The 25,897-nt window shown below is 63.2% G+C and carries 29 protein-coding genes, 1 other RNA gene, 1 pseudogene and 1 riboswitch; of the genes and pseudogenes, 17 read left to right on the top strand and 14 right to left on the bottom strand.

Going from position 1 to position 25,897, the window contains the following annotated elements; all coding sequences use genetic code 11:
• Nucleotides 1-486 precede the first annotated feature (486 nt).
• The gene (locus tag AB0323_RS06660; RefSeq protein WP_366176616.1) at nt 487-894 is read right to left on the bottom strand and encodes a hypothetical protein; all 408 of its coding nucleotides are present in this window, start codon (nt 892-894) and stop codon (nt 487-489) included.
• 98 nt (nt 895-992) lie between these two features.
• Here AB0323_RS06660 and AB0323_RS06655 point away from each other — a divergent pair.
• The 14 genes and pseudogenes from AB0323_RS06655 to ssrA form a co-directional block, all read left to right on the top strand.
• Nucleotides 993-1,247 (top strand): annotated as a pseudogene (locus tag AB0323_RS06655) (CpaF family protein); the annotation flags it as partial.
• A complete protein-coding gene (locus AB0323_RS06650) occupies nt 1,247-2,101 on the top strand; it encodes a type II secretion system F family protein (protein WP_366176615.1) in 855 nt (284 codons plus the stop codon). The pseudogene AB0323_RS06655 and the gene AB0323_RS06650, both read left to right, overlap by 1 nt.
• Entirely contained in the window at nt 2,098-3,036 is a 939-nt protein-coding gene (locus AB0323_RS06645; RefSeq protein ID WP_366176614.1) for a type II secretion system F family protein, read from the top strand. The genes AB0323_RS06650 and AB0323_RS06645 overlap by 4 nt, the downstream gene beginning before the upstream one ends.
• Nucleotides 3,036-3,266 (top strand): hypothetical protein, encoded by a 231-nt coding sequence (locus AB0323_RS06640; RefSeq protein WP_366176741.1) that lies wholly within the window; start codon nt 3,036-3,038, stop codon nt 3,264-3,266. Before AB0323_RS06645 ends, AB0323_RS06640 begins: the two co-directional genes overlap by 1 nt.
• Nucleotides 3,247-3,426 (top strand): hypothetical protein, encoded by a 180-nt coding sequence (locus AB0323_RS06635; RefSeq protein WP_366176729.1) that lies wholly within the window; start codon nt 3,247-3,249, stop codon nt 3,424-3,426. The genes AB0323_RS06640 and AB0323_RS06635 overlap by 20 nt, the downstream gene beginning before the upstream one ends.
• Before the next feature lie 4 nt (nt 3,427-3,430).
• Nucleotides 3,431-3,844, top strand: a complete 414-nt coding sequence (locus AB0323_RS06630; protein WP_366176613.1) for a TadE family protein — start codon at nt 3,431-3,433, stop codon at nt 3,842-3,844.
• Nucleotides 3,845-3,950: 106 nt separating this feature from the next.
• Nucleotides 3,951-4,343, top strand: a complete 393-nt coding sequence (locus tag AB0323_RS06625) for a hypothetical protein (RefSeq protein ID WP_366176612.1) — start codon at nt 3,951-3,953, stop codon at nt 4,341-4,343.
• A complete protein-coding gene (locus tag AB0323_RS06620) occupies nt 4,340-4,816 on the top strand; it encodes a hypothetical protein (RefSeq protein WP_366176611.1) in 477 nt (158 codons plus the stop codon). The genes AB0323_RS06625 and AB0323_RS06620 overlap by 4 nt, the downstream gene beginning before the upstream one ends.
• A gap of 67 nt (nt 4,817-4,883) precedes the next feature.
• A complete protein-coding gene (prfB, locus tag AB0323_RS06615) occupies nt 4,884-5,999 on the top strand; it encodes a peptide chain release factor 2 (protein WP_364533330.1) in 1,116 nt (371 codons plus the stop codon).
• 171 nt (nt 6,000-6,170) lie between these two features.
• On the top strand, nt 6,171-6,935 hold the full coding sequence (gene ftsE / locus AB0323_RS06610; protein ID WP_364533333.1) for a cell division ATP-binding protein FtsE: 765 nt from the start codon (nt 6,171-6,173) through the stop codon (nt 6,933-6,935).
• A complete protein-coding gene (gene ftsX, locus AB0323_RS06605) occupies nt 6,932-7,846 on the top strand; it encodes a permease-like cell division protein FtsX (RefSeq protein ID WP_364533336.1) in 915 nt (304 codons plus the stop codon). Before ftsE ends, ftsX begins: the two co-directional genes overlap by 4 nt.
• Before the next feature lie 2 nt (nt 7,847-7,848).
• Nucleotides 7,849-9,276 (top strand): peptidoglycan DD-metalloendopeptidase family protein, encoded by a 1,428-nt coding sequence (locus AB0323_RS06600; protein ID WP_366176610.1) that lies wholly within the window; start codon nt 7,849-7,851, stop codon nt 9,274-9,276.
• Between the two features lie 64 nt (nt 9,277-9,340).
• Nucleotides 9,341-9,811: an SsrA-binding protein SmpB gene (gene smpB, locus AB0323_RS06595; RefSeq protein WP_028264808.1), complete on the top strand. Its 471-nt coding sequence runs from the start codon at nt 9,341-9,343 to the stop codon at nt 9,809-9,811.
• 146 nt (nt 9,812-9,957) lie between these two features.
• Nucleotides 9,958-10,326, top strand: a transfer-messenger RNA (tmRNA) gene (gene ssrA, locus AB0323_RS06590).
• 243 nt (nt 10,327-10,569) lie between these two features.
• Here the strand turns inward: ssrA and AB0323_RS06585 are convergent.
• The 7 genes from AB0323_RS06585 to AB0323_RS06555 all read right to left on the bottom strand — a co-directional run bounded on the left by AB0323_RS06585 (nt 10,570) and on the right by AB0323_RS06555 (nt 17,740).
• Entirely contained in the window at nt 10,570-10,743 is a 174-nt protein-coding gene (locus tag AB0323_RS06585; protein ID WP_366176609.1) for a hypothetical protein, read from the bottom strand.
• A 422-nt stretch (nt 10,744-11,165) separates the two neighbouring features.
• Nucleotides 11,166-12,725 carry an o-succinylbenzoate--CoA ligase gene (gene menE, locus AB0323_RS06580; RefSeq protein WP_366176608.1) on the bottom strand — a complete coding sequence of 520 codons (1,560 nt, stop codon included), beginning with the start codon at nt 12,723-12,725 and terminating at the stop codon, nt 11,166-11,168.
• 40 nt (nt 12,726-12,765) lie between these two features.
• A complete protein-coding gene (locus AB0323_RS06575; protein ID WP_366176607.1) occupies nt 12,766-14,133 on the bottom strand; it encodes an MFS transporter in 1,368 nt (455 codons plus the stop codon).
• A 43-nt stretch (nt 14,134-14,176) separates the two neighbouring features.
• Nucleotides 14,177-14,632, bottom strand: a complete 456-nt coding sequence (locus AB0323_RS06570; RefSeq protein ID WP_366176606.1) for a MaoC family dehydratase — start codon at nt 14,630-14,632, stop codon at nt 14,177-14,179.
• A gap of 40 nt (nt 14,633-14,672) precedes the next feature.
• A complete protein-coding gene (locus tag AB0323_RS06565; protein WP_366176605.1) occupies nt 14,673-15,896 on the bottom strand; it encodes an acyl-CoA dehydrogenase family protein in 1,224 nt (407 codons plus the stop codon).
• 1 nt (nt 15,897) lies between these two features.
• Complete coding sequence (locus AB0323_RS06560; RefSeq protein WP_366176604.1) at nt 15,898-16,794, bottom strand: amidohydrolase family protein; 897 nt, start codon at nt 16,792-16,794, stop codon at nt 15,898-15,900.
• Nucleotide 16,795: 1 nt separating this feature from the next.
• Entirely contained in the window at nt 16,796-17,740 is a 945-nt protein-coding gene (locus tag AB0323_RS06555) for an SDR family oxidoreductase (protein ID WP_366176603.1), read from the bottom strand.
• 123 nt (nt 17,741-17,863) lie between these two features.
• Here AB0323_RS06555 and AB0323_RS06550 point away from each other — a divergent pair, with 123 nt between their 5' ends.
• Nucleotides 17,864-18,334, top strand: a complete 471-nt coding sequence (locus AB0323_RS06550) for a MarR family transcriptional regulator (RefSeq protein ID WP_366176602.1) — start codon at nt 17,864-17,866, stop codon at nt 18,332-18,334.
• A gap of 108 nt (nt 18,335-18,442) precedes the next feature.
• Nucleotides 18,443-19,444, top strand: coding sequence for a trypsin-like peptidase domain-containing protein (locus tag AB0323_RS06545; protein ID WP_366176601.1), 1,002 nt, complete (start codon nt 18,443-18,445; stop codon nt 19,442-19,444).
• 65 nt (nt 19,445-19,509) lie between these two features.
• Here AB0323_RS06545 and AB0323_RS06540 read toward each other — a convergent pair whose 3' ends face one another.
• Both AB0323_RS06540 and AB0323_RS06535 read right to left on the bottom strand, forming a co-directional pair.
• A complete protein-coding gene (locus AB0323_RS06540; protein ID WP_364533398.1) occupies nt 19,510-19,650 on the bottom strand; it encodes a hypothetical protein in 141 nt (46 codons plus the stop codon).
• A 120-nt stretch (nt 19,651-19,770) separates the two neighbouring features.
• Nucleotides 19,771-20,142, bottom strand: coding sequence for a hypothetical protein (locus tag AB0323_RS06535; RefSeq protein ID WP_364533401.1), 372 nt, complete (start codon nt 20,140-20,142; stop codon nt 19,771-19,773).
• Between the two features lie 83 nt (nt 20,143-20,225).
• Between AB0323_RS06535 and AB0323_RS06530 the strand changes: the two genes are divergently transcribed.
• Entirely contained in the window at nt 20,226-21,671 is a 1,446-nt protein-coding gene (locus AB0323_RS06530; RefSeq protein ID WP_366176600.1) for an MFS transporter, read from the top strand.
• 9 nt (nt 21,672-21,680) lie between these two features.
• Here the strand turns inward: AB0323_RS06530 and AB0323_RS06525 are convergent, their stop codons facing one another.
• From AB0323_RS06525 to hisN, 4 genes are all read right to left on the bottom strand, one after another.
• Nucleotides 21,681-22,394, bottom strand: a complete 714-nt coding sequence (locus AB0323_RS06525) for a metal-dependent transcriptional regulator (RefSeq protein ID WP_366176599.1) — start codon at nt 22,392-22,394, stop codon at nt 21,681-21,683.
• 29 nt (nt 22,395-22,423) lie between these two features.
• Nucleotides 22,424-23,203, bottom strand: a complete 780-nt coding sequence (locus AB0323_RS06520; protein ID WP_366176598.1) for a methyltransferase domain-containing protein — start codon at nt 23,201-23,203, stop codon at nt 22,424-22,426.
• A gap of 50 nt (nt 23,204-23,253) precedes the next feature.
• A complete protein-coding gene (locus AB0323_RS06515) occupies nt 23,254-24,678 on the bottom strand; it encodes an aminotransferase class V-fold PLP-dependent enzyme (protein WP_366176597.1) in 1,425 nt (474 codons plus the stop codon).
• 35 nt (nt 24,679-24,713) lie between these two features.
• A riboswitch (SAM riboswitch) is annotated at nt 24,714-24,826 on the bottom strand.
• Between the two features lie 183 nt (nt 24,827-25,009).
• Nucleotides 25,010-25,822, bottom strand: a complete 813-nt coding sequence (hisN, locus tag AB0323_RS06510) for a histidinol-phosphatase (RefSeq protein WP_364533416.1) — start codon at nt 25,820-25,822, stop codon at nt 25,010-25,012.
• Nucleotides 25,823-25,897: the final 75 nt, after the last annotated feature.

Below are 25,897 nucleotides of genomic sequence, written 5' to 3'. Positions count from 1 at the left end.
TGATGGACCCGCAGCCACCCGGAGTAATGGGACCGGCCTACCAGCAGTGTCCGGAATGCAGCATGATCTCTCAGGTCGTCGGGGAAGAAGAAGAACCCGTCGCGCCGGAACGAGTCATGCCCTCCATGATTCCTACGTCTATGCACCATAGCTGCACTGTGGCGCCAGTACCGATGGACCCCCAGCCGAAAGGCAGCGCGTGGCTCGTCTACGAGTGCCCGGATTGTCACGTGATCGCCACGTCGCCTAACTCCTCGCACGGTAGCGGGCCATCCGTGGCCGCGCCATCCAGACCGCTAGCGCCCACGCCCGGTGGGTGGAAGGGGTTCTACCGCTACGGGCAGACGCTGTCCGGCGCAGAGCGCTACCGGGCGTGGTAGCGCGTCTCGCAGGGAACCGTAGCAGCCGTCCCCGGTACTAAGTACCCCGCATCACGCAAAAAGAGGCCCCAGCGCTCACGCTAAGGGCCTCTTTCGGGGGGTAAAACTAGGCTGTAACGTCCTCCAGGCCGACGTGACCCGTCGATTTCTGGTGATATCCCATGGCCGCAGCGGTGCTTTCCTTTCCACACTCCAAGCAGCGACGGCGAAGCTGCGGCTTGCCGGCTTTGCGCTCCGGCTGCTCTGGCGCTGGCTCCTCGATGGAGAAAACGGCGGGCCACTCGTTGCGGCGGTCTTCCCTCTTGGAAAAGACCACGACGGTGTAGCCGGTGCTGGACACCCACGGCGCGATCCGGTCCGGGTTTTCCGTAATAGCCGCGAAGAATTCCTTGGCCTCCTGCTCCCCGGACAGCCGGGCGATCAGCGAAACGGTGTCGCCACGACGAACTTCGGGGTGCTGGGTAGCCTGTTCCGTCTCGGGGTTCCAAGTCGTGATGTGCTGGGTGGTGAACATTTCGGTGCTTCCTTCGGTCGAGCGGTTTTGGTTGAAGCTTCAACCAAGAAGAACGCTACTCCTCCCCAGCGGCTAAGGGTAGGGGTTTGGTATAGAGAGCTAGCGCATTCGTCGTCCCCACCGTGGCATCCTGCATCGACCTCGTGGTCCATTGCAGCCGCCACGCGGACGGACGCCGGCAAGTCACCGAGATCCTTTCGCTCGGGCGACGCGTGGAGAACGGCATCATTGAGTCGTCCAAGGTCTACACCATGCAGGACGGCAAACTCCAGGCCACTTCGAGTTCCATGCCGGCCGCCGAGAAATTCGCCCGGGCAGGTTTTGATGTCGCCGCGCTCCTGGAGTACTCCTGATGGCACCGCTTCTGGGCGTTCTTTGCGGGCTAGGGGTTTTTCTCATCTGGTGGTCGGCATGGGAACATCGCCCGCTTGCCGCCGAGGAGCCCAAACCGAAACGCCTTGAGTCTTTGTTGCTCACGGCCGGGATCGAAAACGTCAGCGGCGCGGGATTCATCGCATCGTGCCTGGGGTTGGGCTTTTTCGCGACACTGGTGATCTACATCCTGACAGCGTCCTTTTCGATCGCGGCGTGCTTCGGCCTGTTCGGTGCGTGGCTTCCCCTGGCCGTTGTCAGTTGGCGGGCGCGCAAGAGGACCGCCATGCTCCGGGAGCTCTGGCCTGACGTGGTCGACCACTTGCGTTCGGCAATCCGCGCGGGACTTTCGTTGCCCGAGGCGCTTGTCCAGCTCGGGGACAAAGGCCCCGAGGAGCTGCGGTCCCTCTTCCGGGAGTTTGGTGCGGATTACCGTTCGGGCGCCCAATTCGATTCGGCGTTGAACAAGCTGAAGGAGCGTTTGGCCGATCCCGTTGCCGACCGGATCATCGAGGCGCTCAGGCTGACCCGCGACGTGGGCGGAACCGACCTCGGCCGCCTTTTGGGAACTCTTGCCGAGTTCCTTCGAGAGAGCGCGAGGACCCGAAGTGAACTCGAGGCACGACAATCATGGACCATCAACGGGGCGCGCCTGGCCGTTGCCGCCCCCTGGATCGTCCTGATGCTGCTGGCCAGCAGGCCGGAAGCCGTTTCCGCGTACAACTCGGCAGCCGGGGTCACCGTTCTTGGAGGCGGATTATTGGTCTCGGGCTTCTGTTACTGGGTCATGCTGCGCATTGCCGCCCTTCCCGAAGATGAAAGGGTGCTGCGATGACTGCGATGACTGCGATGACTGTGTTTTGCGGACTCCTTTTGGGAGCTGGATTGTGGCTCATCTTTGTTCGCTTGCCGTTCATGCGGGCCACTCCCTTCGTGGAGCGCATCGAGCCGCAACTCAGGTCCCAGAACCTCGAATCGCGCCTACTGTCCACAACCCCGGACATCGCACCGTTCGGCCCCTTGGAACGCATTCTGCGGCCGGTGTTCCGGGACGCCCTCCGGTTTCTGGCGAAGTTCAACCTCGGTACGACGTCCCTCAACAAGAGGCTGGCCAAGGCCGGTTCCGGAAAGTCCGCGCTGGACTTCCGCGCGGAGCAGTTGCTCTGGGCGGCGGCGGGCTTTGCCACAGCGGTTGTCGTGGTGATCGTGAGCGCAGCCGGGGGACGGTTCAGTCCGGGGCTCGCGGTTGCCGCGGTCCTGGTTTGTGCACTGGGAGGGTTTCTTTTCCGCGACTACATGCTGGGGGTGCGGATCAAACGAAGGGAAAGGCGGATGCTGGCGGAATTCCCCAGCCTTGCCGAATTGATGGCCCTCGCGGTGGGTGCGGGGGAGAGCGCGAGCGGTGCCCTCGATCGGGTCTGTCGCACAGCCCGCGGCGAGTTGGCGAAGGAGTTTGCCCTGGTATTGGCCGCCACCCGGGCCGGCACGCCCTTGGTCGAGGCACTGCACGAGTTTTCGGGACGGACCGAGCTCGGCCCGCTTGTTCGGTTCGTGGATGGAATTGTCGTTGCCGTCGAACGGGGTACTCCTTTGGCCGACGTTTTGCGCGCCCAAGCGGCGGATGTGCGCGATTCAGCCAAGCGGGAGCTGATGGAAGCGGCGGGCCGCAAGGAAATCGCGATGATGGCGCCACTGGTCTTCGGCGTCCTGCCCCTCACCGTGATCTTCGCCGTCTACCCGGCCTTGGCCGCGCTGGAGCTTGGCTTCTGATGGCGATCTCCGTCGAGCCTTTTCACATCCATCAGATGTGCATCCGCCTGAATGCCGAAGAAAAAACTGCACGGATCACAAGGGATTCCTGCACACCGAAATGGTTGAAAAGTGAAATGGGGAAAAATGAAGAAGCTCGGACGCCGAAGCCTGCCCGCTTCAGGACTTTTGCTGTGGCAGTTGTGGACACTCCCGCCGTCCAGACCGTCGCTGGGAACAACACCGAATAAAAGTGTGGTCCCCGACAACGATCAGCCCGAACGAGGCGACGTACCCGGCTGGGTCATGATCACACTGATGTCCGCCGCCCTCGTCGCGGGCCTGCTGGCGCTGGCCGGCCCGGCTCTTGAGGGACTCTTCAACCAGGCTATGAGCAAGGTCGGAAAGTAATTCCATGCCGTTCCGCAGCAGGGGAGCGGAAGACGGGGGCGGCAGTGCCAGCGATGAACAAGGCTCCGCCGTGGTGGATTTTGTGCTGGTCGGCGGTCTGTTGACGGTGTTCTTCCTCGCCGTCATTCAACTGACCCTGGTGTTGCATGTACGCAACACCCTCATTGATGCGGCCTCGTCCGGAGCCCGTTACGGCGCCCTCGCCGACCGGACACCGACGGATGCACGTGAGCGCACGGCGGACCTGATCGGAACGGCGCTGAACGCGGACTTTGCGCGGGATATCTCGACGTCGGAGGCTAGCTTCCAGGGAATCCGCACCTTGGAGGTGACAGTCCGGGCACCGTTGCCCGTCATCGGGCTGATAGGACCCGGAGCGGTGCTGGAGGTGAGGGGCCATGCTGCGACTCCCGGCTGATCTTGGCCGTGAAGCGCTTTCGTGCTTCCGGGAGGCGGTCTGCCTGCCACCCGCGGAGGGCCGGGAATCCACCGGCCCTCGGCGTGCCTCTGAGCGGGGAAGCGCGGTGGTCGAATTCATCCTTCTATCCCTCCTGCTCATGGTTCCAGTGGTCTATTTCATCGTCACTATTGGACAGATCCAGGGAGGTTCCTTCGCCGTCGTGGGGGCAGCGGATCAAGCCGCCAAGGTCTACGTCATGCAGAAGGACAGTGCCCAGGGGCGCGTCGCCGCTGAACAGGCTGCCCTTCTGACACTCGCCGACTATGGCCATTCCGCGGAGCGGGCATTTGTCGACGTCGCGTGCAACCGCGGTGATTGCCTGTCGACGGGTGCTGCGGTCACCGTAACGGTCAAGCTCACGGTGCCGTTGCCCATGCTGCCCTTTGGAGACACCCTGAATCTGGACGCCGCGAACCTGAGTGCGTCGGCCACGCAAATCGTCGGGCGGTTCAGGTGAGGGACCTTGCCTCGGTGGACATGCAGAGGTCCCGCAAATCGGAGGGGGAAGACGGCCATTTGATGGTCCTGACCATTGGTTACGTCGTGATCGCGTTGTTGCTGGCAACGGTCGTTGCTGCGGCGTCCGCCGTCTACATTGACCACAAGAAGCTCCTCTCCGTAGCGGACGGAGCTTCGGTAGCAGCCGCGGACAGCTATACCCTCGGCCAAGTCGACAGTGGCGCCGAAACGCCGTCGGCCGTCCTCAACAGTGATCGGGTACGGAGCGTTGCCGAGTCATACCTCAGCCAATACGGCGCCCATTCACGGTTCGATCAACTAGCCGTCGCACGGGGTACTGGAAGTCCGGACAGCGCAACGGCCGAAGTGGTGCTCAGCGCGGTTGCCCATCCGCCTGTGGTCAGCTTTCTGCTGCCCGACGGCGTTCCGATCGAGGCCCGTTCCACTGCGCGTTCCCGGCTGACCCGCTGAGTTCCGGGCGTCACACGTCCGGACCCCGTGCAGAGGCCGCCAACGGATGGCGTACTCTGGAACAACCATGGCTCAGATTGACTTTCCCGCAGAAATCCGCGCGCTTCGCTCCACCTTCCGCTCCATCGAACAGGTTTCCGATGTCGAGAAGCTCAAGGAAGAGATCGCAGAACTGAGCGAGCGAGCTGGCGAACCGAACCTCTGGGACGATCCAGCTTCCGCTCAGGTAATTACGTCCAAGCTGTCCCACCGGCAATCGGAACTTGAACGGTTGAACAGGCTGACGGGACGCATCGACGATCTTGAGGTTCTTGTCGAGCTCGGCCAGGACGAGGACGACGACGCCTCGATGGTCGAAGCCGCCACGGAACTCGAGTCCATCCGCAAGGCCCTCAAGGAACTTGAAGTGGTAACCCTGCTTTCGGGCGAGTATGACGAACGCGAAGCCGTCGTCACGATTCGTGCGGGCGCCGGCGGTGTTGATGCGGCGGACTTCGCCGAGATGCTCATGCGCATGTACCTGCGCTGGGCGGAACGGCATGGCTACCCGACTACCGTCATGGACACTTCGTACGCCGAAGAGGCCGGCCTCAAATCAGCCACTTTCGAGGTCAAAGCGCCGTACGCGTTCGGCACCCTCAGTGTCGAAGCCGGGACGCACCGACTTGTCCGCATCAGCCCGTTCGACAATCAGGGCCGGCGGCAAACGTCCTTTGCCGCCGTCGAAGTCATCCCGCTGATTGAGCAGACCGACTCTATCGACATTCCGGACAATGAGATCCGTGTCGATGTCTTCCGCTCTTCGGGCCCTGGCGGCCAGTCCGTCAACACGACGGACTCGGCAGTACGTTTGACCCATATCCCTTCTGGGATTGTCGTCTCCATGCAGAACGAGAAGTCCCAGCTGCAGAACCGCGCAGCCGCAATGCGCGTCCTCCAATCGCGGCTCCTGCTCCTGAAAAAGGAGCAGGAAGATGCTGAGAAGAAGGCCTTCGCAGGCGATGTGAAGGCATCATGGGGTGACCAGATGCGCTCATACGTGCTCAATCCGTACCAGATGGTCAAGGACTTGCGGACCGACCACGAAGTGGGCAATACGTCAGCGGTGTTCGACGGCGACATCGACGACTTCATCGACGCCGGCATTCGCTGGCGCACGGGCAACCGTAACGCCGAGGGATAACGGCCGCCGCGGTGATTGCCTGATTGGGCGACACACCGCTCCAAGCCCGCGACTCCATCGCGGAGCGTGCGTATAGTCGAAGAGCCGGCGCTCAACTTCCCCCAACGAAAGCCCGTGCGCTGGCGGTTGGACTGGCCGAACGTGGCATGTCCGGCGGGGTTCTGAAGAGTCATGATCCGATTTGAGAATGTCACCAAGGTCTACGACCCCAATGCCCGTCCGGCGCTGGATGCTGTCAACCTTGAGATTGACCGTGGAGAATTCACCTTCCTCGTCGGGGCCTCGGGCTCCGGCAAGTCGACGTTTCTACGACTCATTCTGAAGGAAGACCGGGCAACGTCCGGTTCTGTCTACGTCGCAGGCCAGAACGTAGCCAACATTTCAAGCTGGCGGGTCCCCAAGCTTCGCCGCGGAATCGGCGTCGTTTTCCAGGACTTCCGCTTGCTGCCGCAGAAGAGTGTCTTCGCCAACGTGGCCTTCGCCATGCAGGTCATCGGCAAGAGCCGCAGCATCATCCGCGAGACAGTTCCGGAAGTTCTGAAGACGGTGGGGCTTGAAGGCAAGGAACGCCGCATGCCGCACGAGCTCTCCGGTGGTGAGCAGCAGCGCGTGGCCATCGCCCGCGCCGTCGTCAACCGCCCCGGCATCCTGCTGGCGGACGAACCGACCGGAAACCTGGACCCCATTACCTCGATGGGAATCATGGGCGTGCTCGACAAGATCAACCAGAACGGCACCACTGTGGTCATGGCAACGCACGACGACGACATTGTGAACGAGATGCGCAAACGCGTGGTGGAGCTTCGGAACGGCGTGGTGGTCCGTGATGAGGCAAGGGCCCTCTACACCTCGATGATTCCTGTGGTGGGAGAGTCCCGGCGAATGAAAGACGCGAGCGATGCGGAAATCGACCGCGCGCAGGGGGGCCAGCAGTGAGGCTCGCTTTTATCCTGGGCGAGATCGGCAGCGGCCTGCGCCGGAACCTGTCCATGGTGATTTCCGTCGTCCTGGTGACCTTTGTCTCCCTCACCTTTGTTGGCGCAGCCGGCATGCTGCAGATGCAGATCAACCAGATGAAGGGTTACTGGTACGACAAAGTCCAGGTCGCCATCTTCCTCTGCAACGATTCCTCGACGTCGACCGGATGTGCTTCGGGCGCGGTGACCAAAGAGCAGCAGGACAACCTGGCCAAAATGCTCGATTCGCCCGCAGTCAAGCAATACATCACCGATTACCAATTCGAATCGCAGGCGGATGCGTTCAAGCACTTCAAGGAACAGTTCTCCAACTCTCCGATTGTTGATTCGGTAACCCAGGACCAGCTTCCTTCGTCGTTCCGGATCAACATGAAGGACCCCCAGAAGTACCAGATCATCAGCGAGACATTCTCGTCCCAGGCCGGGGTGGAGACCGTGAGCGACCAACGCCAGGTCCTTGAACGGATCTTTGAGTGGATGAACGGCGCCTCTGTGGCGGCAATGGTGGTCGCGGGTGTCATGATCTTCTGCGCGGTCCTGCTCATCACCACGACCATCAGGTTGTCCGCCTTCAGCAGGCGGCGCGAGACAGGCATCATGCGGCTCGTTGGAGCGTCGAAGACCGTCATTCAATTGCCGTTCATCCTCGAAGGCGTCATCGCCGCCGTCGTGGGTGCAGTCCTGGCCTCCGGCACACTATGGCTGGTGGCACAGTTCTGGCTTAATGGAGACTTGTCGAAGCAGTTCCTGAACACTCCGTTTATTTCCTCGGCCCAGGTACTGGTGATCGCTCCGGTCCTGATAGCGTTGGGCGGCGGCCTGGCAGGGATCTCTTCGCTCCTGACCCTCCGTCGATATCTCAAGGTGTAGCCATGAAAAGCACTGAACCCCAGCGAACAGGACAGCCGATGCCCCGGAAGCATCAGGCCATCCTGCAGCTTCGCATGGTTAGTGGCCGGGTGAAGGTTGCCGGCTCCGTGCTGGCCATTGCACTCGCCGCGAGCCTTGGCACCGCGCCTGTGGCACACGCTGACAACCTCGATGACCAGCAGGCCGCCCTCAACGCGGAATCGGCGAGGGTGCAGCAGTCGTTGGAATTCGTTGACGCCAACATCGCCAAGGCGGCCGGCGACCTGGTGGTCTACCAAGGACAGCTTCCGGGAGCGCAACAGGCACTTCTCGAAGCCCAGGGCAAGGTTGCCACAGCGGTGAAGGAGGCGGATGCCCTGGCAGCCCGGGTAGATCTGGCCCAGCAAAGCAAAGCCCAGATCACCCAGCAGCTGGAAAACGACAAGCAAAAGATCACCGACACCAAGAAGCTCATCGGCCAGATCGCTGCTCAGGCATATAAATCCGGTGGCGTTCCCACGAATGTTGCCTTGCTGTTCGGAGCGAACGACGGCGGTAACCTCACGGAAACCATGGACCTCGCCAACCAGGCGATGCGCAGTCAGAACGCCACGATGACCAAATTGACGCAGCAGAGCGCCACGAACGTGAACTCCCAAGCCCGGCTCACCGCCGTCGAACAGGAAATCCGCGATCTCAAGGCGAAAGCGGACGCGGCACTTGAGCGTGAGAAGGCGGCCCGCGATGATGCCGCTGCCAAGAAGGCGGAGGTGGACAAGCTCATCTCCGACACCACCCGTCTCAACAGCCAGCTTCAAGCAGCCAAGCCCGGGATCCAAGCCCAGCTCCAACAAGTGAAGGCGAATCAGGACGCCGTCGCTGCGGAAATCTCAGAGCGCGACCGCAAACTGCGCGAAGCATGGTTGGCCGAACAGCAGCGGCTCGCCGCAGCAGCTGCGGCAGCCGCCCAGGTGCAAAACCAGGCAGCCCCGCAGCCTTTTGTCCCGCCGGCGAGCAATCCGCGCTCCAACTTCGGCCTGATCCACCCCGTACCTGCGAACATCCCGATCACCTCGGGCTTCGGTTGGCGTGCGACGCCGCCTGGAACCATCGATTTCTACGGCCAGGGCGGCTACATGCACACGGGCATCGATTTCGGTGCCCCCTGTGGAACACCCGTATACGCAGCTGCTGCCGGCATCGTGTTTTCAGCGGGCTGGGGCAACGATGGCGGTGGCAACCGTGTCAAGATATCGCACGGAGTCATCAACGGCGATTCCCTGACCACGATTTACTACCACAACACCAGCGTGGTGGTTTCTTCCGGACAGCAGGTGAGCCAAGGCCAGCTCATTGCATATTCGGGTACCACGGGTAACTCAACTGGTTGCCACGTGCATTTTGAAACCTGGGTGAATGGGCAGGCTGTCGACCCGATGAACCTTTTGTAGCCCACACGGCAGGGTTCTGCTGGCGTAGACTAGTGTGATTCTTCGACAACCAAGGAGTTCTACCGTGCCCAAGGAAAGTGGCCGTAAGGTAGTGGCCACCAATCGCAAGGCCCGGCATGACTACCACATATTGGATACCTATGAGGCCGGCATTGCCCTCATGGGAACCGAAGTAAAGTCCCTGCGGGAAGGCCACGCCTCCATGGTGGATGGCTTCTGTACTTTCTACAATGACGAGTTGTGGATGGAGGGCATCCATATCCCTGAGTACAACCAGGGGAGCTGGACCAACCATGCCGCGCGCCGGCGTCGGAAGCTGTTGCTTCACCGCGAGGAACTGAACAAAATCTCCGGCAAGATCCGCGAGACCGGACTGACCGTCGTCCCGCTCCAGCTGTACTTCCTGGACGGACGGGCCAAGGTCGAGATTGCTCTGGCCCGAGGCAAGAAGGACTACGACAAGAGGCAGACCTTGCGCGAGCAGCAAGACAAGCGCGAATCGCTGCGTGAACTGCGCGAGCGCAACCGTCGCTGACTTGCGCGGAAGGCGCCGCCAAGTGGGGCGGCAGCCAAAGCGTGTCCCGGAATGTTCGGGTGCCGCGATGCGTTATGATGATTAACCCGGCAGGTTTTTTGGATGGTCGCTTTCGGGCCGTCGTGCCGGGATTGATAACAAAATACGGGGATGATCGGTTTCGACGATGTTAGTCGCGACAGGTGAAGCGGGCCGAGGATGCAGAATTATCTCGTAAACGCTGTCTGCAAACCAATAAGTGCCAATTCTAAGCGCACTGACTTCGCTCTTGCTGCCTAAGCAGTAAGACAGTCCGTCAGCCCGAGGTTGCTATTGCCCCGGATCCTGGCGTCATTTAGATAGCCACTGCTGCTTGCCTTCGTCATCGAGGCAAGCGGGACTCTTAGATGACTGGGCCCGGATCAGCTACTTGTTCGCAGGATAGCTGGGGCCGAGAAAATCCGACGCGAACTGCGCCCGGAGAAGCCCTGACAACACGACATCGGACGGGGGTTCAATTCCCCCCATCTCCACCTTGTGATGAGTCGAGACATCCTTCATGGATGAGTCTGGTCATCGGTAACACCCCGGTCTTCGGACCGGGGTGTTTTTCTTTGTCTGGCCTGGTGGTCCCTGGTGGGGTCGATGGTGAGTTGCCGCATGCCGAAGTGGACGTCCGCGGCTTGCGGGACTCCATGGGCCAAGGAGCTCGTGTTGTCCTCGTTGAGAGTGACGACCGCGACCACCTGCAGGTGTGGGTGGCGCACCTCGGGGCGGTCCTAGTGGTACGGACTCCGGGCTGCAGGCTCGTCATCCGGGTTGTCGACGTTGTCCGCGGGACTTCCGGCTTCACCGTCCCGATGTTTGGCGGCGCGTTTGGGATCAGCCAGCCTCCGCCGTTGGTGTCCAAAGACCATCACCACGGCTACCAATGCGGCCCCGACCAGGACCATTACGACCCATATCCATTGTTGCCCGTCCACGTTCTCCCCAATCTCAGCCCGTCGGCTGGGTCCGGCACTGTGTTGCGAAAGGCCCTCGCCCCGTCTGCCGAGGCTGGGAAGGCGGGCCCGGTAAGGTGTCAGTCTTTCTCCTGATGTCTTGCGCAGGCGATGCACCGACCCCGGTTGTTGAACTGTGGGTAGTCCATTCAGCAAGCCCCCTTGCTTTTTGGCTGCGGCCCCTTGCAGGTCCGGGCCCAAATCGTTGCAATCCGCCCAGCTGTTCTCGCATGGACGCTGTCCGACACGCTAGAACTGCGGGCGATTGCTGTCTTGAGTAGCCTCTACTTGTTTCCGGTGCCTCCTACGCGACCGCCCTGCAGGACCGTTGCGTGTGGTTGTTAACCAGTTCAAAGAACCCACCAACGGATCCCTCAGGAAACGGTGCTCCGGCGAAGCTCGCTCTTGCGGATCTTTCCGCTGGCCGTCCTCGGCATGTCGTCCACGAACACCACGGTCTTCGGGATTTTATAGCGGGCGAGCCTGCCGGCCAGGTGCGCCTTGAGTTCGTCCTCGGTCAAAGTGGCGCCCTCGCGGAGCACCACCACGGCGCGTGGCACCTCTCCCCACTTCTCATCCGGCACGCCGATGACTGCCACGCTGCCTACGGCGTCGAGTTCACTGATCGCTTGTTCCACCTCGGCAGGATAGATGTTCTCGCCTCCCGAAATGATCATGTCCTTGAGCCTGTCCGAGACGAAGAGGAATCCGTCAGCGTCCTTGTAACCCATGTCTCCGGACTTGAACCAGCCACCGTCTTCATACGATTCGGCAGTGGCATCGGGCCGGTTCCAGTATTCGTGGATGACGTTGGGACCCTTGATCTGGATTTCGCCCACCGTGCCCTGCCCGGCAAGGCCACCTGCGACGTCGGCGATCCGGACGTCGCTGAAGAAGTGCGGGAGCCCCGAAGAGCCCGCTTTCTCCCGGGACATGGCGGCGGGCAGCGTGGTGGCGCCCGGCGCGGTCTCGGTCATTCCGTAGCCATTGGAGAAGTGCAGTCCGCGCGCCTCGTACGCTTCGAGGACGCGCAGGGGAACTGCCGATCCGCCGCAAGTCAGCTTGTTGAGGGAGCCAAGGTCCGACGTCGGCCAGGCCGGGTGCTCGCACAGCATCTGGTAGGTGGTGGGCACCCCGCTGATGGTGGTGGCCCGGTGCTGCTCGATGAGCTCGAGGGTGCGTTGGGGATCGAACCTCGACTCCAGGACCACCGTCCCGCCCTTGAGCAGCGTAGGCAACACTCCCATGTCGAGCGAGGCGACGTGGAACATCGGCGAGATCATGAGCGCTACATCGTTGGACGAGAAATCGAAGTCGACGATCACGTTGATGCAGTTCCAGGTGATGTTCCCGTGGGTCAGCAATGCGCCTTTGGGGCGTCCCGTGGTTCCGGACGTGTAAAGGATCATGGCGCCGTCATCGAGTCCGACTTCCTCGTCCAGATGCCGGGCCGCTCCGGAGGCTACGACGTCCTCATAGTCTTCCGCCGCCGTCGGGGTTTCACTACCGGAAGCCGCGCCACTGTCGCCCATGGAGGAATCGCCGACGACGACGCGCCGGCCCACGCGGGTGCCTTCCGCGCCGCTGGCCGCAAGCCCGTTGAAGCTCGCTGAGTGGATCAGCGCAACGGCACCGCAGTCCTCAAGCTGGAAATTGATCTCAGGGGGCGCCAGCCGAGTGTTGAGGGGCACGAAGATCGCGCCGAGTTGCCCGCAAGCAAAAAGCGTTTCCAGGAAAGCGGGATGGTTTTCCCCGAGATAGGCCACCCTGTCGCCCTTGGCCACGCCCCCTGATTTGAGGGCGTTGGCGAGCCTGTCCGATCGTTCCGCAAATTCTTCGTAGCTGAGTCGGCGGTCTCCGGAGATCAGCGCAACCTTGCTTGCGGACTTCGGGCGGCGGCGCTGCAGCCACGAACCGATGCCAAAATTCTCCATGACGGTCCTTTCTGATTCCCAAGCTAGACCCTTTCCGGCCTCAAGGCCGGACGGTCTGCAAATCGTTGTTCTTCGGTTCCCGGGTCAACAGGATGAAGATGATGGAGACGACGGACATCGCAGCCAGGTAGAAGACCACCGAGCCGGTGTTCTGGCCCGAATCCTTGAAGATCTGGGCCACGATCCCCGGAGTGAAGCCCGCGCCCAGAAGCGTCGCGAGCTGGTAACCAAGCGAGGCTCCCGTATAGCGGGAAGTGGTGCCGAACTGCTCGGAGACGAAGGCGGCCAGTGGCCCGAAGAGCGTTGAGTGGATCATCAGGCCGACGGTGAAGGCGACGAAGACCAGGAAGATGTTGTTCGAGGAAAACAGCTGGAACATCGGGATCAGGTAGGCGATGAAGAGTACGAGCCCGCCGATCATCACGGGCCTGCGGCCCAGCTTGTCGGAGAGCCTGCCGCCCAGGACCACGAAAGCGATGGAAATGAAAGAAGCAGCCGCGAAGGCATACAGCACGCCCTGGCGGTCGGCGCCCTTGGAGACGGCATAGGTGACCGCGAACGTTGCCAGCACCACTTGGAGGGCGAAACCGGCGGCCCCCGCGAGCATCGTGAAGATCAAGGTCTTGGGCCGGCGCAGCACCTGGAGGAGCGGGATGACGGGCTTCGCGGCTGCACGGTTGTCAGCGGCTGCGCGGGCGTCAGCGTTCCGTGCTTCTCTTTCCTGTTCAATGGCGGCTTTGAAGATGGGGCTCTCCGAAACCTTGAGCCGGACGAACATGCCCACTGCAAGCAAGACAAACGAGAGCAGGAAGGGAACGCGCCAGCCCCAGGCAAGGAACTGGGAGTTTGGCAGCGCCGAGAAGGCGCCCATGATGAGGGTGCCCAGCACGGCACCCGAGGGCGCGCCGGCATTGACGAACGAGGCCGCGAAGCCGCGCTTCCCGGATTCCGAATGCTCCAACGCCATCAAGGCGGCTCCGCCCCACTCGCCGCCCACCGCGATGCCCTGGAAAACCCGGAGCACCACAAGCATCACGGCGCCCCACGGACCGGCCACGGAGGCGCCCGGGACCAGGCCGATCAGCGCGGAAGCCAAGCCCATGACCAACATGGAGACAATGAGCATTCCCTTGCGACCCAGCTTGTCGCCGAAGTGCCCGAAGATGACTCCACCCAGCGGGCGCGCCACATATCCTGCGGCGAAGGTTCCGTAGGCGGCCACGACGCCCACCCAATCGTCCATTCCCGAGAAGAAGACCTTGGGGAAGACCACGGCTGCGGCTGTGGCATAGAGCAGGAAGTCGTAGTACTCGATGGTGCTGCCCAGGTAGCTGGAAGCAATGACGGTGCGTGCTTCCTTGCGTTTGGTGGCCACATCCATGGATTGAAGCTGCGATATTTGGGACATCGTTGTTCCTTAAAGCAGGGGTCGGGGGAGTGCCTTGTAGCGGCTATTTGTAGAAACGGGCGAGGAATTCGGCCACGACGGCGGGGCGTTCCTGGCCTTCGATTTCGATGGTGCTGGACACTTTGATCTGGGCGCCCCCCTTGACCTCGGTGACTTCAGCGATGGTGGCCTGCATGCGGATCCGCGCGCCCACTTTGACCGGGGACGTGAAACGGACGTTGTCGAGGCCGTAGTTCACTTTGGTGGTGACGCCTTCGACGTCGAACAGCTCGCCCCAGAACGGGATGATGAGCGAGAGCGTGAGGAAGCCGTGGGCGATCGGGGCGCCGAAAGGGCCGTCCTTGGCGCGTTCCGGATCGACATGGATCCACTGGTCATCCCCGGTGGCGTCCGCGAACTTGTTGATCTGTTCCTGGGTGATTTCGCGGTATTCGGTGACGCCGAGATCGGTTCCGGCGAGGGTGAGCAGTTTGTCGAAGTCGACGACGAGATTGGGCATGATTGCCTCCTGTGATGATGGTGGGTAAAGGGAGCGTGGGCTAGCGCGCGAAGGCGCTTTCGCCCGTAAGTGCGCGCCCGACGATCAGGGCGTTGATTTCGTGCGTTCCTTCGTAGGAATAGACGGCTTCGGCGTCCGCGTGGAACCGGGCAACGTCACTCTCGAGCGTGATTCCATTGCCGCCTGCCAGCTCGCGCGCCAGGGCGACTGTTTCCCGCATGGCCAGGCAGCTCTGCATCTTGGCGAGCGCGGAGTCCTGGTCGCGGTAGATCCCGCGGGCCTGCTGTTCGGTCAGCCTGACCACGAGGGACAAGCTTGCCGTGAGGTTGCCTAGCATGCGGGCCAGCTTCTCCTGCACCAGTTGGAAGGAACCCAGGGGGCGGCCGAACTGTTGGCGCTCGCGGACGTAGCGGAGGGCTGCTTCGAAGGCGCCGGCCTGGATGCCGGTGGCGATCCAGGCGACGTCGGAGCGCATGGCCTTCAGCATCGCCGCCACGTCCTTGAAGGAGTTCACGTTGTGCAGGCGCATGGATTCAGGGACCCGCACGCCTTCGAGCGTGATGTGGGCGTTCTGCATCATCCGCAAGGAGGTTTTCCGGTGGATCTTCTCCAAAGTCACCCCGGCTGCCTTGCGGTCCACGAGGAACGCCTTGACCTGTCCGTCCGCGACATCCCGGGCGAACACGGCCAGGACATCCGCCGTCGAGGCGCCTCCGATCCAGCGCTTGGCACCATTGAGGATCCAGGTGTCGCCGTTACCCTCGGGATCCCGCAGGGCGGTGGTGGAGAGTCCGCCGGCGATGTCCGATCCGGACTCCGGTTCCGTCAGGGAAAAGACGCCCTTGAGCGAGAAATCGATGATGCGCGGCATCCACTCGCGCTGCTGTTCCTGCGAGGCGCCCACCCGGATGGCGGTCCGGAAGAGGCCGGCTTGCGCCGTATACCACGTGGCCAGCGAAGCATCCGTGCGGGCGAGTTCGAAGATCCTGAAGCCTTGGTAGATACCCCGGGCGGAACCGTGAACAGTCAGCTCCGCCGGTTCCATCAGGTCCAGATCAATAAGTGGCCGGGCCAGCTCGGCAGGGAACTCGCCCCGCTCCCAGTAGTCGGCCAACAATGGTTTCGCTTCGCGGTCCAGGAAGTCGCGCAAGCGGCCCAGGACGCGGCGCTCGTCCTCGGTGAGGAGGGACTCGGCGTCGTAATAGTCGCAGACGCCGTAGAGGCGCTCCGCCGCCGCTGTCTCCACGCGGATGTCCAGGCTCATCTCAGCCGTCCAGCCCGAGCAGGCGCACCGCGTTGTCCTTGAGGATCTTGGGGCGGACCTCGTCTTTGAGCGGGAGCTCGGCGAAGGCGCCCAGCCATTTCTGCGGGGTGATGAGCGGGAAGTCCGTGCCGAAGAGCACCTTCTCCTGCAGATACGAGTTCGAGGCCTTCACGAGCGACTCCGGGAAGTACTTGGGGGACCAGCCGGAGAGGTCGATGAACACGTTGGATTTGTGCGTGGCGATCGAATTCGCTTCGTCCTGCCAAGGCACCGAAGGGTGGGCCATGATGATCTGCAGCCCGGGGAAGTCAGCGGCCACGGCGTCGAGCAGGAGCGGGTTGGAGTACGCCAGCTTGATGCCGTAGCCGCCGGGCAGGCCGGCGCCCATGCCGTTCTGCCCGGTGTGGAAGATGGCCGGAAGGCCCAGTTCCTGCAGCGTCTCCCAGAGCGGATAGAACTGTTCGTTGGAGGGGTCGAAGCCTTGCAGGCTCGGGTGGAACTTGAAGCCGCGGGCGCCCAGGTCAATCGCCTGATGTTTGGCGCCCTGGATGGCCTCGGCGCCGGTGCGGGGATCCACGCTGCCGAACGGAATCAGGACATCGTTGTTCCTGGCGGCTCCCGCGATCAGCTCGGGGATGCTGTTGGGCTCGTGCTTGAGTTGCGTGCGGGCGTCCACGGTGAAGACGACTGCGGCCATGTTCAGTCCGCGGTAGACCTCGGCGATCCGGTCCAGCGAGGGTGTGCGGTCCTCGGCCTTGAAGTACTTCGCTGACGCTTCCGTCAGGGCCGGTGGCAGGGATTCGTGGCCGTGGCCGTCCACTTCGAGGTGGACGTGCATGTCGATCGCGTCAAGTTTTGCGGCGTCGATGCCGAGTTCGTAGCGCTGGGGTGCGGCCATGTCAGCGTACCTGTGCGACGGGGGCGGCTTCGGGCTGCAGTTCGGCCGGGAGCGGCAGGAATTCCTCGCCGACGCTTTGGAGCTTGTCGGCGAACAACAGGTCGAAGTTCTCCACGAGGTCCTGGTAACGCCAACCGCCCTCGCGGTATTCGGTGGCGGCGGCTTCGGGGTGGGTCCAGAGCTGCAGGCGGTCCCCGCCGGCGCCGATGGCCTGGCCGGTGATTCCGGCCGCTTCGTCGGAGGCGAGGAAGGCAATGAGCCCGGAGACGTCGTCGGCCGTTCCAAAGCCGAGCTCGTGGCGGAAGAAGCGCGGCATGGCCTCGCCGCGCTCGTCCGCCTCCACCGCCTTGCGGAAGTACGGGATGGTCTTGGTCATCGCCGTCGCGGCCACGGGGATGACGGCGTTGGCAGTGACGCCCGCCTTCTTCATTTCCAAGGCCCACGTCCGGACCATGCCCACGATTCCCGCCTTCGCGCCGGCGTAGTTTGTTTGCCCGAAGTTGCCGCGCTGCCCGGTCGGGGAGCCGATGGCGATGATGCGGCCGCCGATCCCGTTTTCCTTGAAGTAGCCGAAGGCCTCGCGGGCGCATGTGAAGGTGCCGCGGAGGTGGACGTTGATGACGGCGTCGAAGTCCTCGTCCGTCATCTTCAGCAGGCTCTTGTCCCGCAGGATGCCGGCATTGGTGACAAGGATGTCCAGGCGGCCAAATTCCGTAACGGCCGCTTCCACCAGCTGTTTCGCTGCTTCTGTGCTGCCTACGGGAGCGACGACGGCGACTGCCCGGCCGCCGCCGGCCTCGATGGTCCGGACCGCTTCGCCGGCCACCTCGGCGTCGACGTCGTTGACGACCACCGCTGCGCCGTGGCGGGCCAGTTCCCGGGCGTATGCCAGACCCAGACCCCGACCGCTTCCGGTGACAATCGCTACTTTTCCTGACAGGCTCATCGCTGCTCCTTTGCTCGATCACCGTGCATCCAAGCCTTCGGCGTGGGATGCTGTTCTGTATCCATGAAAATACGTATAGTTGAAAATGTCAACGATTGATTTTGAAGATTATTGGAGTTTGTTATGACGATCGAGACGCAGGACGAGCAACGGGCCGCCACGAAGGACCGCCTGGCCGCCGCCCCGATCAGCCACGACGTGGGTTTCCTTCTGGCCAAGCTCCACGCCGGCGGCTCGGCCGTGAACAACCGGGCCCTTGCTGAGTTCGACCTCAAGGTGAGGTCGTACTCAGTGCTGATCCTGGCCAACAGCGGCCTGGAGCCCACCCAGCGGGAGTTGGCGGACTTCCTCAGCCTGGACCCCAGTCAGATCGTCGCCTTGGTGGATGAACTGGAAAAGCGGAAACTCGTCGTCAGGGCGCCGGGCAATCAGGACCGCCGGGCCAAAACAGTGACTGCAACGCCGGAGGGAAGGGAACTGCTCGCCCAAGCAGCCATTGCGGCCCGCCATGCGGAATCCGAAGTGCTGGCAGCGCTGGACGACGCCGAAGCCGCCCAGCTCAAGGCACTCCTGCGCAAAGCATTGTGGGGTTAGTTTTCCGGTCATCAGCGGCGTGACGGAGTTCACCCACGGCGTAGGACGGAACGGACTAACCGAAGCAGCGTATTCGTTGATATAGACACCACCGGTTACAGGAGGTGCATGATGAGTACGTTGCCGGAACAAGCCTTTCCCGAGGACATCCCTGACGCCCCGTCGGAGGACGAGGCATTGGACGCCTACTCGCGGACAGTGATGCACGTCGCGGAGACGGTCACGCCGCATGTTGCAGCATTGGAAATGAGCAGCGCCCGCAGAAACGGCCAGGTCAGGATCGGAAGCGGCTCCGCCGTCGTGTTCACGGGGGATGGCTATATGCTGACCAACGCCCACGTCGTCGCGGGCCTCCGTTCCGGTCGGGCGATCTTCGCTGACGGAACCCATACCGACGTCGAACTCGTCGGTGCGGATCCCCTGTCCGACCTCGCCATTGTCCGCGGGCGCCACACGCCGACGCCGGCCACCTTGGGCAACGCGGAGTCACTGCACGTCGGCCAATTGGTGATCGCCGTGGGTAACCCGCTGGGACTGGCAGGATCGGTGACCGCGGGCGTCGTCAGCGGGCTCGGACGTTCCATCCCGGTCAGGTCCGGCAGGCACAGCAGGGTCATCGAGGACGTCATCCAGACCGACGCCGCGTTGAACCCGGGCAATTCCGGCGGAGCCTTGGCCGACACCAAGGGACGGATTGTGGGAATCAACACCGCCGTGGCTGGCTTGGGCCTCGGACTCGCCGTGCCCATCAACACCACCACCCAACGGATCATCGCCGCCCTGTTGAGGGACGGCCGGGTCCGCCGGGCATACCTTGGCCTGGTGAGCACCCCTATTCCGCTGGACGCGAGTGCGGTGATCCGGACAGGCCAGAAGGAAGCGCTCCGGGTGGTGGAGGTCATCGCCGGATCTCCGGCGGAGCGTGCCGGACTGCTCGCGGGCGACCTGGTCCTCAGTGCGCAATCGCGGGCCGTTTCCAGTGCCGAGAGCCTTCAAAAGCTCTTGTTCTCGCAGGCCATAGGGGAGCCGTTCCTCCTGACGGTCCTCCGGGACGGCAAGATCCACGCAATCGTGGCCGTGCCCAGCGAAATGACCGACGAGGATTCATGAGGAGCCGGGCCTGCGATCGAGCCAGCCCGCTAAAAAGCCGGGGCCAAGACGGCTCCGGCTTTTTGCTACTTCTTCCGCATCCTCAAATGGGCCACCGGATCCGCCGCGGCGTCGGACTCGTGCTTGGCACGCTTCACTGCCCGTTTCTCCTTGATGGACTTCATACTCTTCTTCGTCTCGTGCTGGTGCGGCGCTTTGTCAGGCATGTCTTGCTCCCTAACTCCGGATCTTCCGTGAAGATCCTGCAAAGAGGGTCCTGAAAGGCCCTCTCTCTGTAAGCTACGCCTGTTTCCGGCGAAATCAACCGGGGCGGAACGCGCAAGTAATCAGGCCTCGGAGGCCGGGACGTCCACTATGCCCACGAACCGCGAACCGATTCCTTCGTACTCGCTGCGGACCTCTCCGGGCAGGATTCCGGGAACCTCGCTGTTCCGGTGGTGGCCACAGAAAACGTAGGTGAACTCCGGCCACCATTTCTTGGGACGGGCAGCCTCGGTGTATCCGCAGACGACGCAGCTCAGGTGTACCCACACAGGACGTTTGCCGGTGCGGTTGGCGCGGGATTGGACGAGCCACTGCGGTGGATTCTCTTGCAGCGCGCTCAGCTCGGCTTTTGAAAGCCTGGGGGGAATGCCGTGGCGTTGGGCCATTTCCATCGAAATATCAAGGGCCAGTGCGGCGTCACGTCTGCTAATCACCATCCAACGATACGGGACTTCCGTCCTGGCCGGAGCGGGCAGGAATCCCGACGGGAGCGGACAAGCAGGCGTAGGCTGTGCTCATGACCGACGCAGCGGCCCTGCTGCCAAGCACCCCGCTCCAAAAGCGGGTCCTTGTTGTGGCTATTGTGGCTTCCTTCATCGCCATTTTGGATGGCTTCGTGGTGAACCTCGCACTCCCGGCGATCGGCCGCGAGCTGGGTGGTGGCCTTGTCATCCAGCAATGGGTGGTGGATGCCTACCTTTTGACCCTCGGCGCACTGATCCTGGTCGCCGGATCCCTCTCCGACCATTTCGGCCGCGCGCGCATCCTGGAATGGGGACTCGCCGGCTTCACCCTCACTTCCGTCACATGCGGCCTCGCCTGGAACGGGGAAGTGCTGGTGGTATCGCGGGCCCTCCAGGGGATCGCAGGCGCCCTGCTTGTCCCGAGCTCGCTGGCCATGATCGTCACGTTCTTCTCCGGGCCCGCACAGTCCAAGGCAATCGGCCAATGGTCCGGCTGGACGAGCGCGGCCGCCATCGTCGCCCCGCTGATCGGCGGCGCATCGGTCGACCTGCTGTCCTGGCGCGTCATCTTCTTTATCAATGTGGTTCCGGCCGTCGCCGTCTGGCCGATTCTCGCCGGGCTGCGGAAGTCAGATGCCGCGACGGACACGAGCAAGAAGATCGACTACCTCGGCGCGTTCCTGGCCATGGTAGGACTTGGCGGCCCGGTCTACGCCTTCATCGAACAAGGGCGCATGGGCTGGAGCAACATGGTGGTCTGGATGCCGCTCGCCGTCGGAGCCGTTGGCCTGGTCCTCTTCCTGATCCACGAAGCCAGGACCCCGGAACCAATGCTGCCCCTGCGGCTCTTCGGCATCCGCAATTTCGGTTGGGGAAACATCGCCACACTGGCCATTTACGGCGCCCTGTCCCTCGGCTTCTTCGCCGTAGGCATCTACTTGCAGCAAGTGGGAGGGATGAAAGCCACGACCGCCGGCATCGCGTTGCTCCCCGCGACGGTCCTGCTCATGCTCACGGCCTCATTCTTCGGTGGACTGGCGGGCAAGTACGGGCCCCGATGGTTCATGACGGCCGGGCCGTTCATCTGTGGAATCGGTTTTCTCATGACCATGGCCGTGCAGGAGCCCCTGAACTACTGGACCCAAGTGCTGCCCGGGCAGATCGTTTTCGGGATCGGCCTCAGCACCTTGGTGGCGCCCCTCACCGCGGCTATCCTCGGCGCAGTACCCACCGAGGAGGCCGGGATCGGTTCCGCAGTGAACAACGCAGTGGCCCGCATCGCCGGCTTGATCTGCATAGCATTTGCCGGGCTCATCATCGGCCCGGTCTTCAGCCGCCAAGGCCTCATGAATGCCGTGGTGGTCACCGCCGTGCTGTTCTTCCTCGGGGCGGCGGCATCCGCCGTCGGGATCCGGAACCCGGTGCTGGGCGCTGCAGTGGTGGATTCTCCGGAAGGTCCAGCACCCGAGGACGGCGGGACGGCCGCCCGGCGCGTCTGACGGTTTTCGTCAGCGCTCCGCGAGGACGCAGCCTTCGTGGATGGTGTCCGTGGCTACCCAGAGCGCCGAGGTGACCTCATCGGCGAGATCGTAGTCGCGGCTGCGCGGACCTTTTCCGATCCGGACCACCAGCGCACCGCCGAACGGTTTGCGGCCAATCACCTGGACGCTGGCATCAAGGTCGATTTCCTCGGCGGACAGGTAGCGCAGCAGCTCCGGGTTTTCGTCGCTGATCCGGGTGATCTTCCCTGAGTGGCCGTCGTCGAGCTCGATCATGCGGTGCGCATGCGGCAGGCTCACCGAACCGTCCGCGGCCGGGATAGGGTCACCATGCGGATCGCGTCCGGGGTTGCCCAGCTTGGCGGCCATGCGATCGATGAAAGTGTCCGAAACCGCGTGCTCGAGCATCTCCGCCTCGTCATGGACTTCGTCCCAGCTGTAGCCCAACTCCCTCACGAGGTAGGTCTCGATCAGGCGGTGCCGCCGGACCATGCCCAGGGCAAGCTGCATTCCCCGGGAGGTCAAGGTAATCGCGCTGTAGGGCTGGTGGTCCACCAGGCCTTGGTCCTTGAGCTTGCGGACCATCTCCGAGACGGAGGAATTGGCGACACCGAGCCGCTGCGCGAGCTGCGAGGACGTGATGGGTTTGTCCTGCCACTCCGTGAAGGAGTAGATGACCTTGACGTAGTCCTCGATCGAGGAGGAGGGCGCACTGGTCTTCACGGTTCCAAGCCTATCGTGAACCGGTCCGATCAGACTTTTCGCGCCCGCCAGCTCTGCGTGAGATAGGGCAACGGGATGACCTCGCCCTGGGCATGCCCCAGGTGTTCGAAGAGGTACCACTGAAGATTGCCCATGACCTTGGCCCGGGTGGCGTCATTCGCCCTCAGATAGTAGCTGCGCGACTTCACGAGTTCGAGGATGTCGGCCGGAGTCACAGGATCCTCCCAACGCGTCAGGTGACTTTCGAGGCCGGCGAACTCCGGGCCCACCACAGGCCGGAAGTCCGGTTTGTGGACGTCGCCGGCATGCATGATGCGGGACAAGCGATGGACCCAGGGCACTGAAGTGTCCAATTGGTTCCAGATCAAGCCGATAACGCCGTGGGGCCGAAGGATCCGGGCGATTTCGGTGCTGGCGGCGAGGGGATCGCACCAGTGCCATGCTTGGGCAACGCTGACGACGTCGAATGCTGAGTCCGCCAGTCCAGTTGCCTCGGCCGTGCCCTCCAAGGCGATTACTTGGGGGTAGGTTTTGCGCAGCTGAGTGAGCATGTCCGTGGAAGGGTCCACTGCGGACACCGTGAGCCCACGCTCGACGAGGAGCGAGGTGAACTTTCCAGTGCCGGCGCCGATGTCTGCCGCGTCCCGTGTGCCTTCAGGCAGCAGCCAGTCAGCCGAATCCGCGGGGTAGCCGGGCCGGACGCGGTCATAGTGTTCTCCGCCGTCCTGGAAACTCCGGCCGAGTTCAAGGCGCCGTTCCTCATAGAGTTTCGGGCCGGCTGACGTGCCTTTGGGGGGTCGCGGGGCCACGCAGGAACTCCTTCGCAGGACAGGAAAAATACCCTACGAATCTACCGCAATCAGTCGGTGCTGCATGGAGCGGCGCCGGCAGTCCCGGGAGTGTTGGGAGCCCATTCCGGGTAGCTTCGGTGGTCGTTCGCCGGCACCCACCGGCCGGCATCCACAACGTAGTCCCAGCCGAGGCCATTGCTCTTGAGAGCCTGGATGCCCGCGATGAGCCGGGTGGCGTCTTCCAGGCGCGACCCCACGCCGAAACTGGCGCGCAGGGATCCGGAGGGAAGGCCGAGGCGCTTGAGCAGCGGGTGGGCGCAAAAGCGTCCGTCGCGCAGGCCAATGCCGTGCTCGGCCGCAAGGTAGGCAGCGACGAGCCCGGCGTCGTAACCCTGGAGCGAGAAGTTCACGACGCCGATGGTGTCCAGGGGATCGGTGTCGCTGAAGATCTGGTGCACGGTCACGCCGTCGATTTCCTTGAGGCCCTCGACCAGATGCGATCGGATGGCGGCCTCGTGGGAGTGCCATTCATCGTGGTCGAGGCTCGCAATGACCTGCGTGGCGCGGGCGAGGGTTGCCGCGCCGAGCACGTTCGGTGAGCCTCCTTCGTGCCTCGCCGGTCCCGTGGCCCAGCTGACGGAATCGAGGCGTGCCTCGCGGACGGCACCGCCTCCTGCAAGGTGCGGCGTTCCGGCGTCGAGCCAGTCCGGACGGCCCACCAGGACACCGGCGCCGAACGGTGCATAGAGCTTGTGCCCCGAGAAGACCAAGTAGTCAACATCCGCGGCGGCGATATCGATCCGGCGATGCGGGGCGAGTTGCGCCGCGTCCACCACAATCCGCGCCCCGAATTCGTGGGCCAGGGCAGCGAGTTCCTTGATGGGCAGGATCTCGCCGGTCACGTTCGACGCTCCGGTGACTGCCAGGAGGCTGACGCCACCGTGGGAGAGTGCCGAGCGGACGTTGGCCACCGTCTCGGACAAGGTTCCGGCGGCCACGATGCTGCGGTGGGGGACGCCCTGCCACGGCAGGAGATTGGCATGGTGCTCGATGTCCAGGTAGAGGACTTCGCCAGTGTGCCGACCGTCCTCAACTGGCAAGCACCCGGCCAGCAGATTGAGGGAATCGGTGGTGTTGCGGGTGAAAATGACCGAATCGTCCGGCCGCCCGCCAACGAAGTCACGGACGATGTTGCGGGCGTTCTCGTAGACCGAGGTGCTGATCTGGGACGCATAGCCAGCGCCGCGGTGGACGCTCGCGTAGTACGGCAGGATCTCGTTGAGGTACGCGGAAACGACGGTCAGGGCAGGTGCCGACGCCCCGTAGTCGAGGTTGGCGTAGCGGATGTGGCCGCCCTGGATCAAGGGTGCCTGCAACTCGGCGCCGGTGACCGCGGCCAGCGGGCGGGCTGCCCGGGGCTGGGATTCAGTGCGTTGCGGTGCAGATTCGTTGTTCAGCGAAAGAGCCGGGGAAGTAAATGTGGCTGTGCTCATGGGACCTCACTCAAGAGGGACCCCTGCGTGCAGGGGGTCCGCGCTTGCCGCATCCGTTCCGGACCGGCCGGGTCGTCACCCGGGGCACCCCGCCGCGATGGAGGGTTGCCGGCCAGCAAACCGGGGTTTCGCGCTGGCACTCGTGACCTGTAAAGAGCGTAGGACACCGGCAAGGCTGGTTCCAATGTGACCGGCGATTGTTAAGCGGATTGTTACACGGCCGGAAAATGTGCCTTTCGCCGAAGAAAAAGCGGCGGACGCCCCAAAAGAGGGGCGTCCGCCGTCGTTTATTCAGTCGTCTATTCAGTCGTCTACTCGGTGAAGGGACGGATTACAGGAGGTCGTCGAGTTCGGGGTTGAGCCTCTTGAGGACCTCGGAGTGCAGGATCGAGTTCGTGGCGACGGCGTTTCCGCCGAAGGGACCATCCGCGCCGTCCAAGGACGTGAAGCGTCCCCCGGCCTCGGTCACGATCGGCACCAAGGCGGCCATGTCGTAGACCTGGAGTTCCGGCTCTGCGGCGATGTCCACGGCGCCCTCGGCCACCAGGCAGTAGGACCAGAAATCCCCGTACGCGCGGCTGCGCCAGACATCGTTCTCGAGGCCCAGGAAGTTGTCCAGCGAACCATGCTGCTTCCACTCGGACAGCTCGGAGTAGGAAAGCGACGCATCTTCAAGCCGCGACACGTTGGAAACCTTCAGCCGTGTGGCCGCGGCCAGCGATCGGCCCATGTAGGCGCCCGAGCCCTTTGCCGCCCACCAGCGCTTGCCGAGCGCCGGAGCGCTCACGAGCCCGACTACTACCTCGCCCTCGTCCACGAGGGCGATGAGCGTGGCCCAGACGGGTACGCCGCGAACGAAGTTCTTGGTCCCGTCAATGGGATCGATGATCCAACGCCTTGAGCCGTGGCCCGTGCTGCCGAATTCTTCCCCGAGGACGGCGTCGCGGGGGCGGGAACGGGAGAGCTGACCGCGGATTGCTTCCTCGGCGGCTTTGTCGGCATCGGTGACGGGGCTCAGGTCGGGTTTGGTCTCGACCTTGAGGTCCAGTGCCTTGAACCGCTCCATTGTCAGGGAATCGACGGAGTCGGCCAGGACATGTGCCAGCCGCAGGTCGTCGTTGTAGCTCGAATCGGGTTGGGTCATGGTTCCAAACTACCGTCTATTCGCGGGTGAGCCGGGGAGGTAGGACGCCAAGCGTGCTGTTAGTCGAGCGTGCTC

It is taken from the genome of Arthrobacter sp. NPDC080031 (assembly GCF_040702485.1).
Classification (GTDB): Bacteria; Actinomycetota; Actinomycetes; order Actinomycetales; family Micrococcaceae; genus Arthrobacter.
This window is presented reverse-complemented; position numbering and strand designations above follow the sequence as displayed.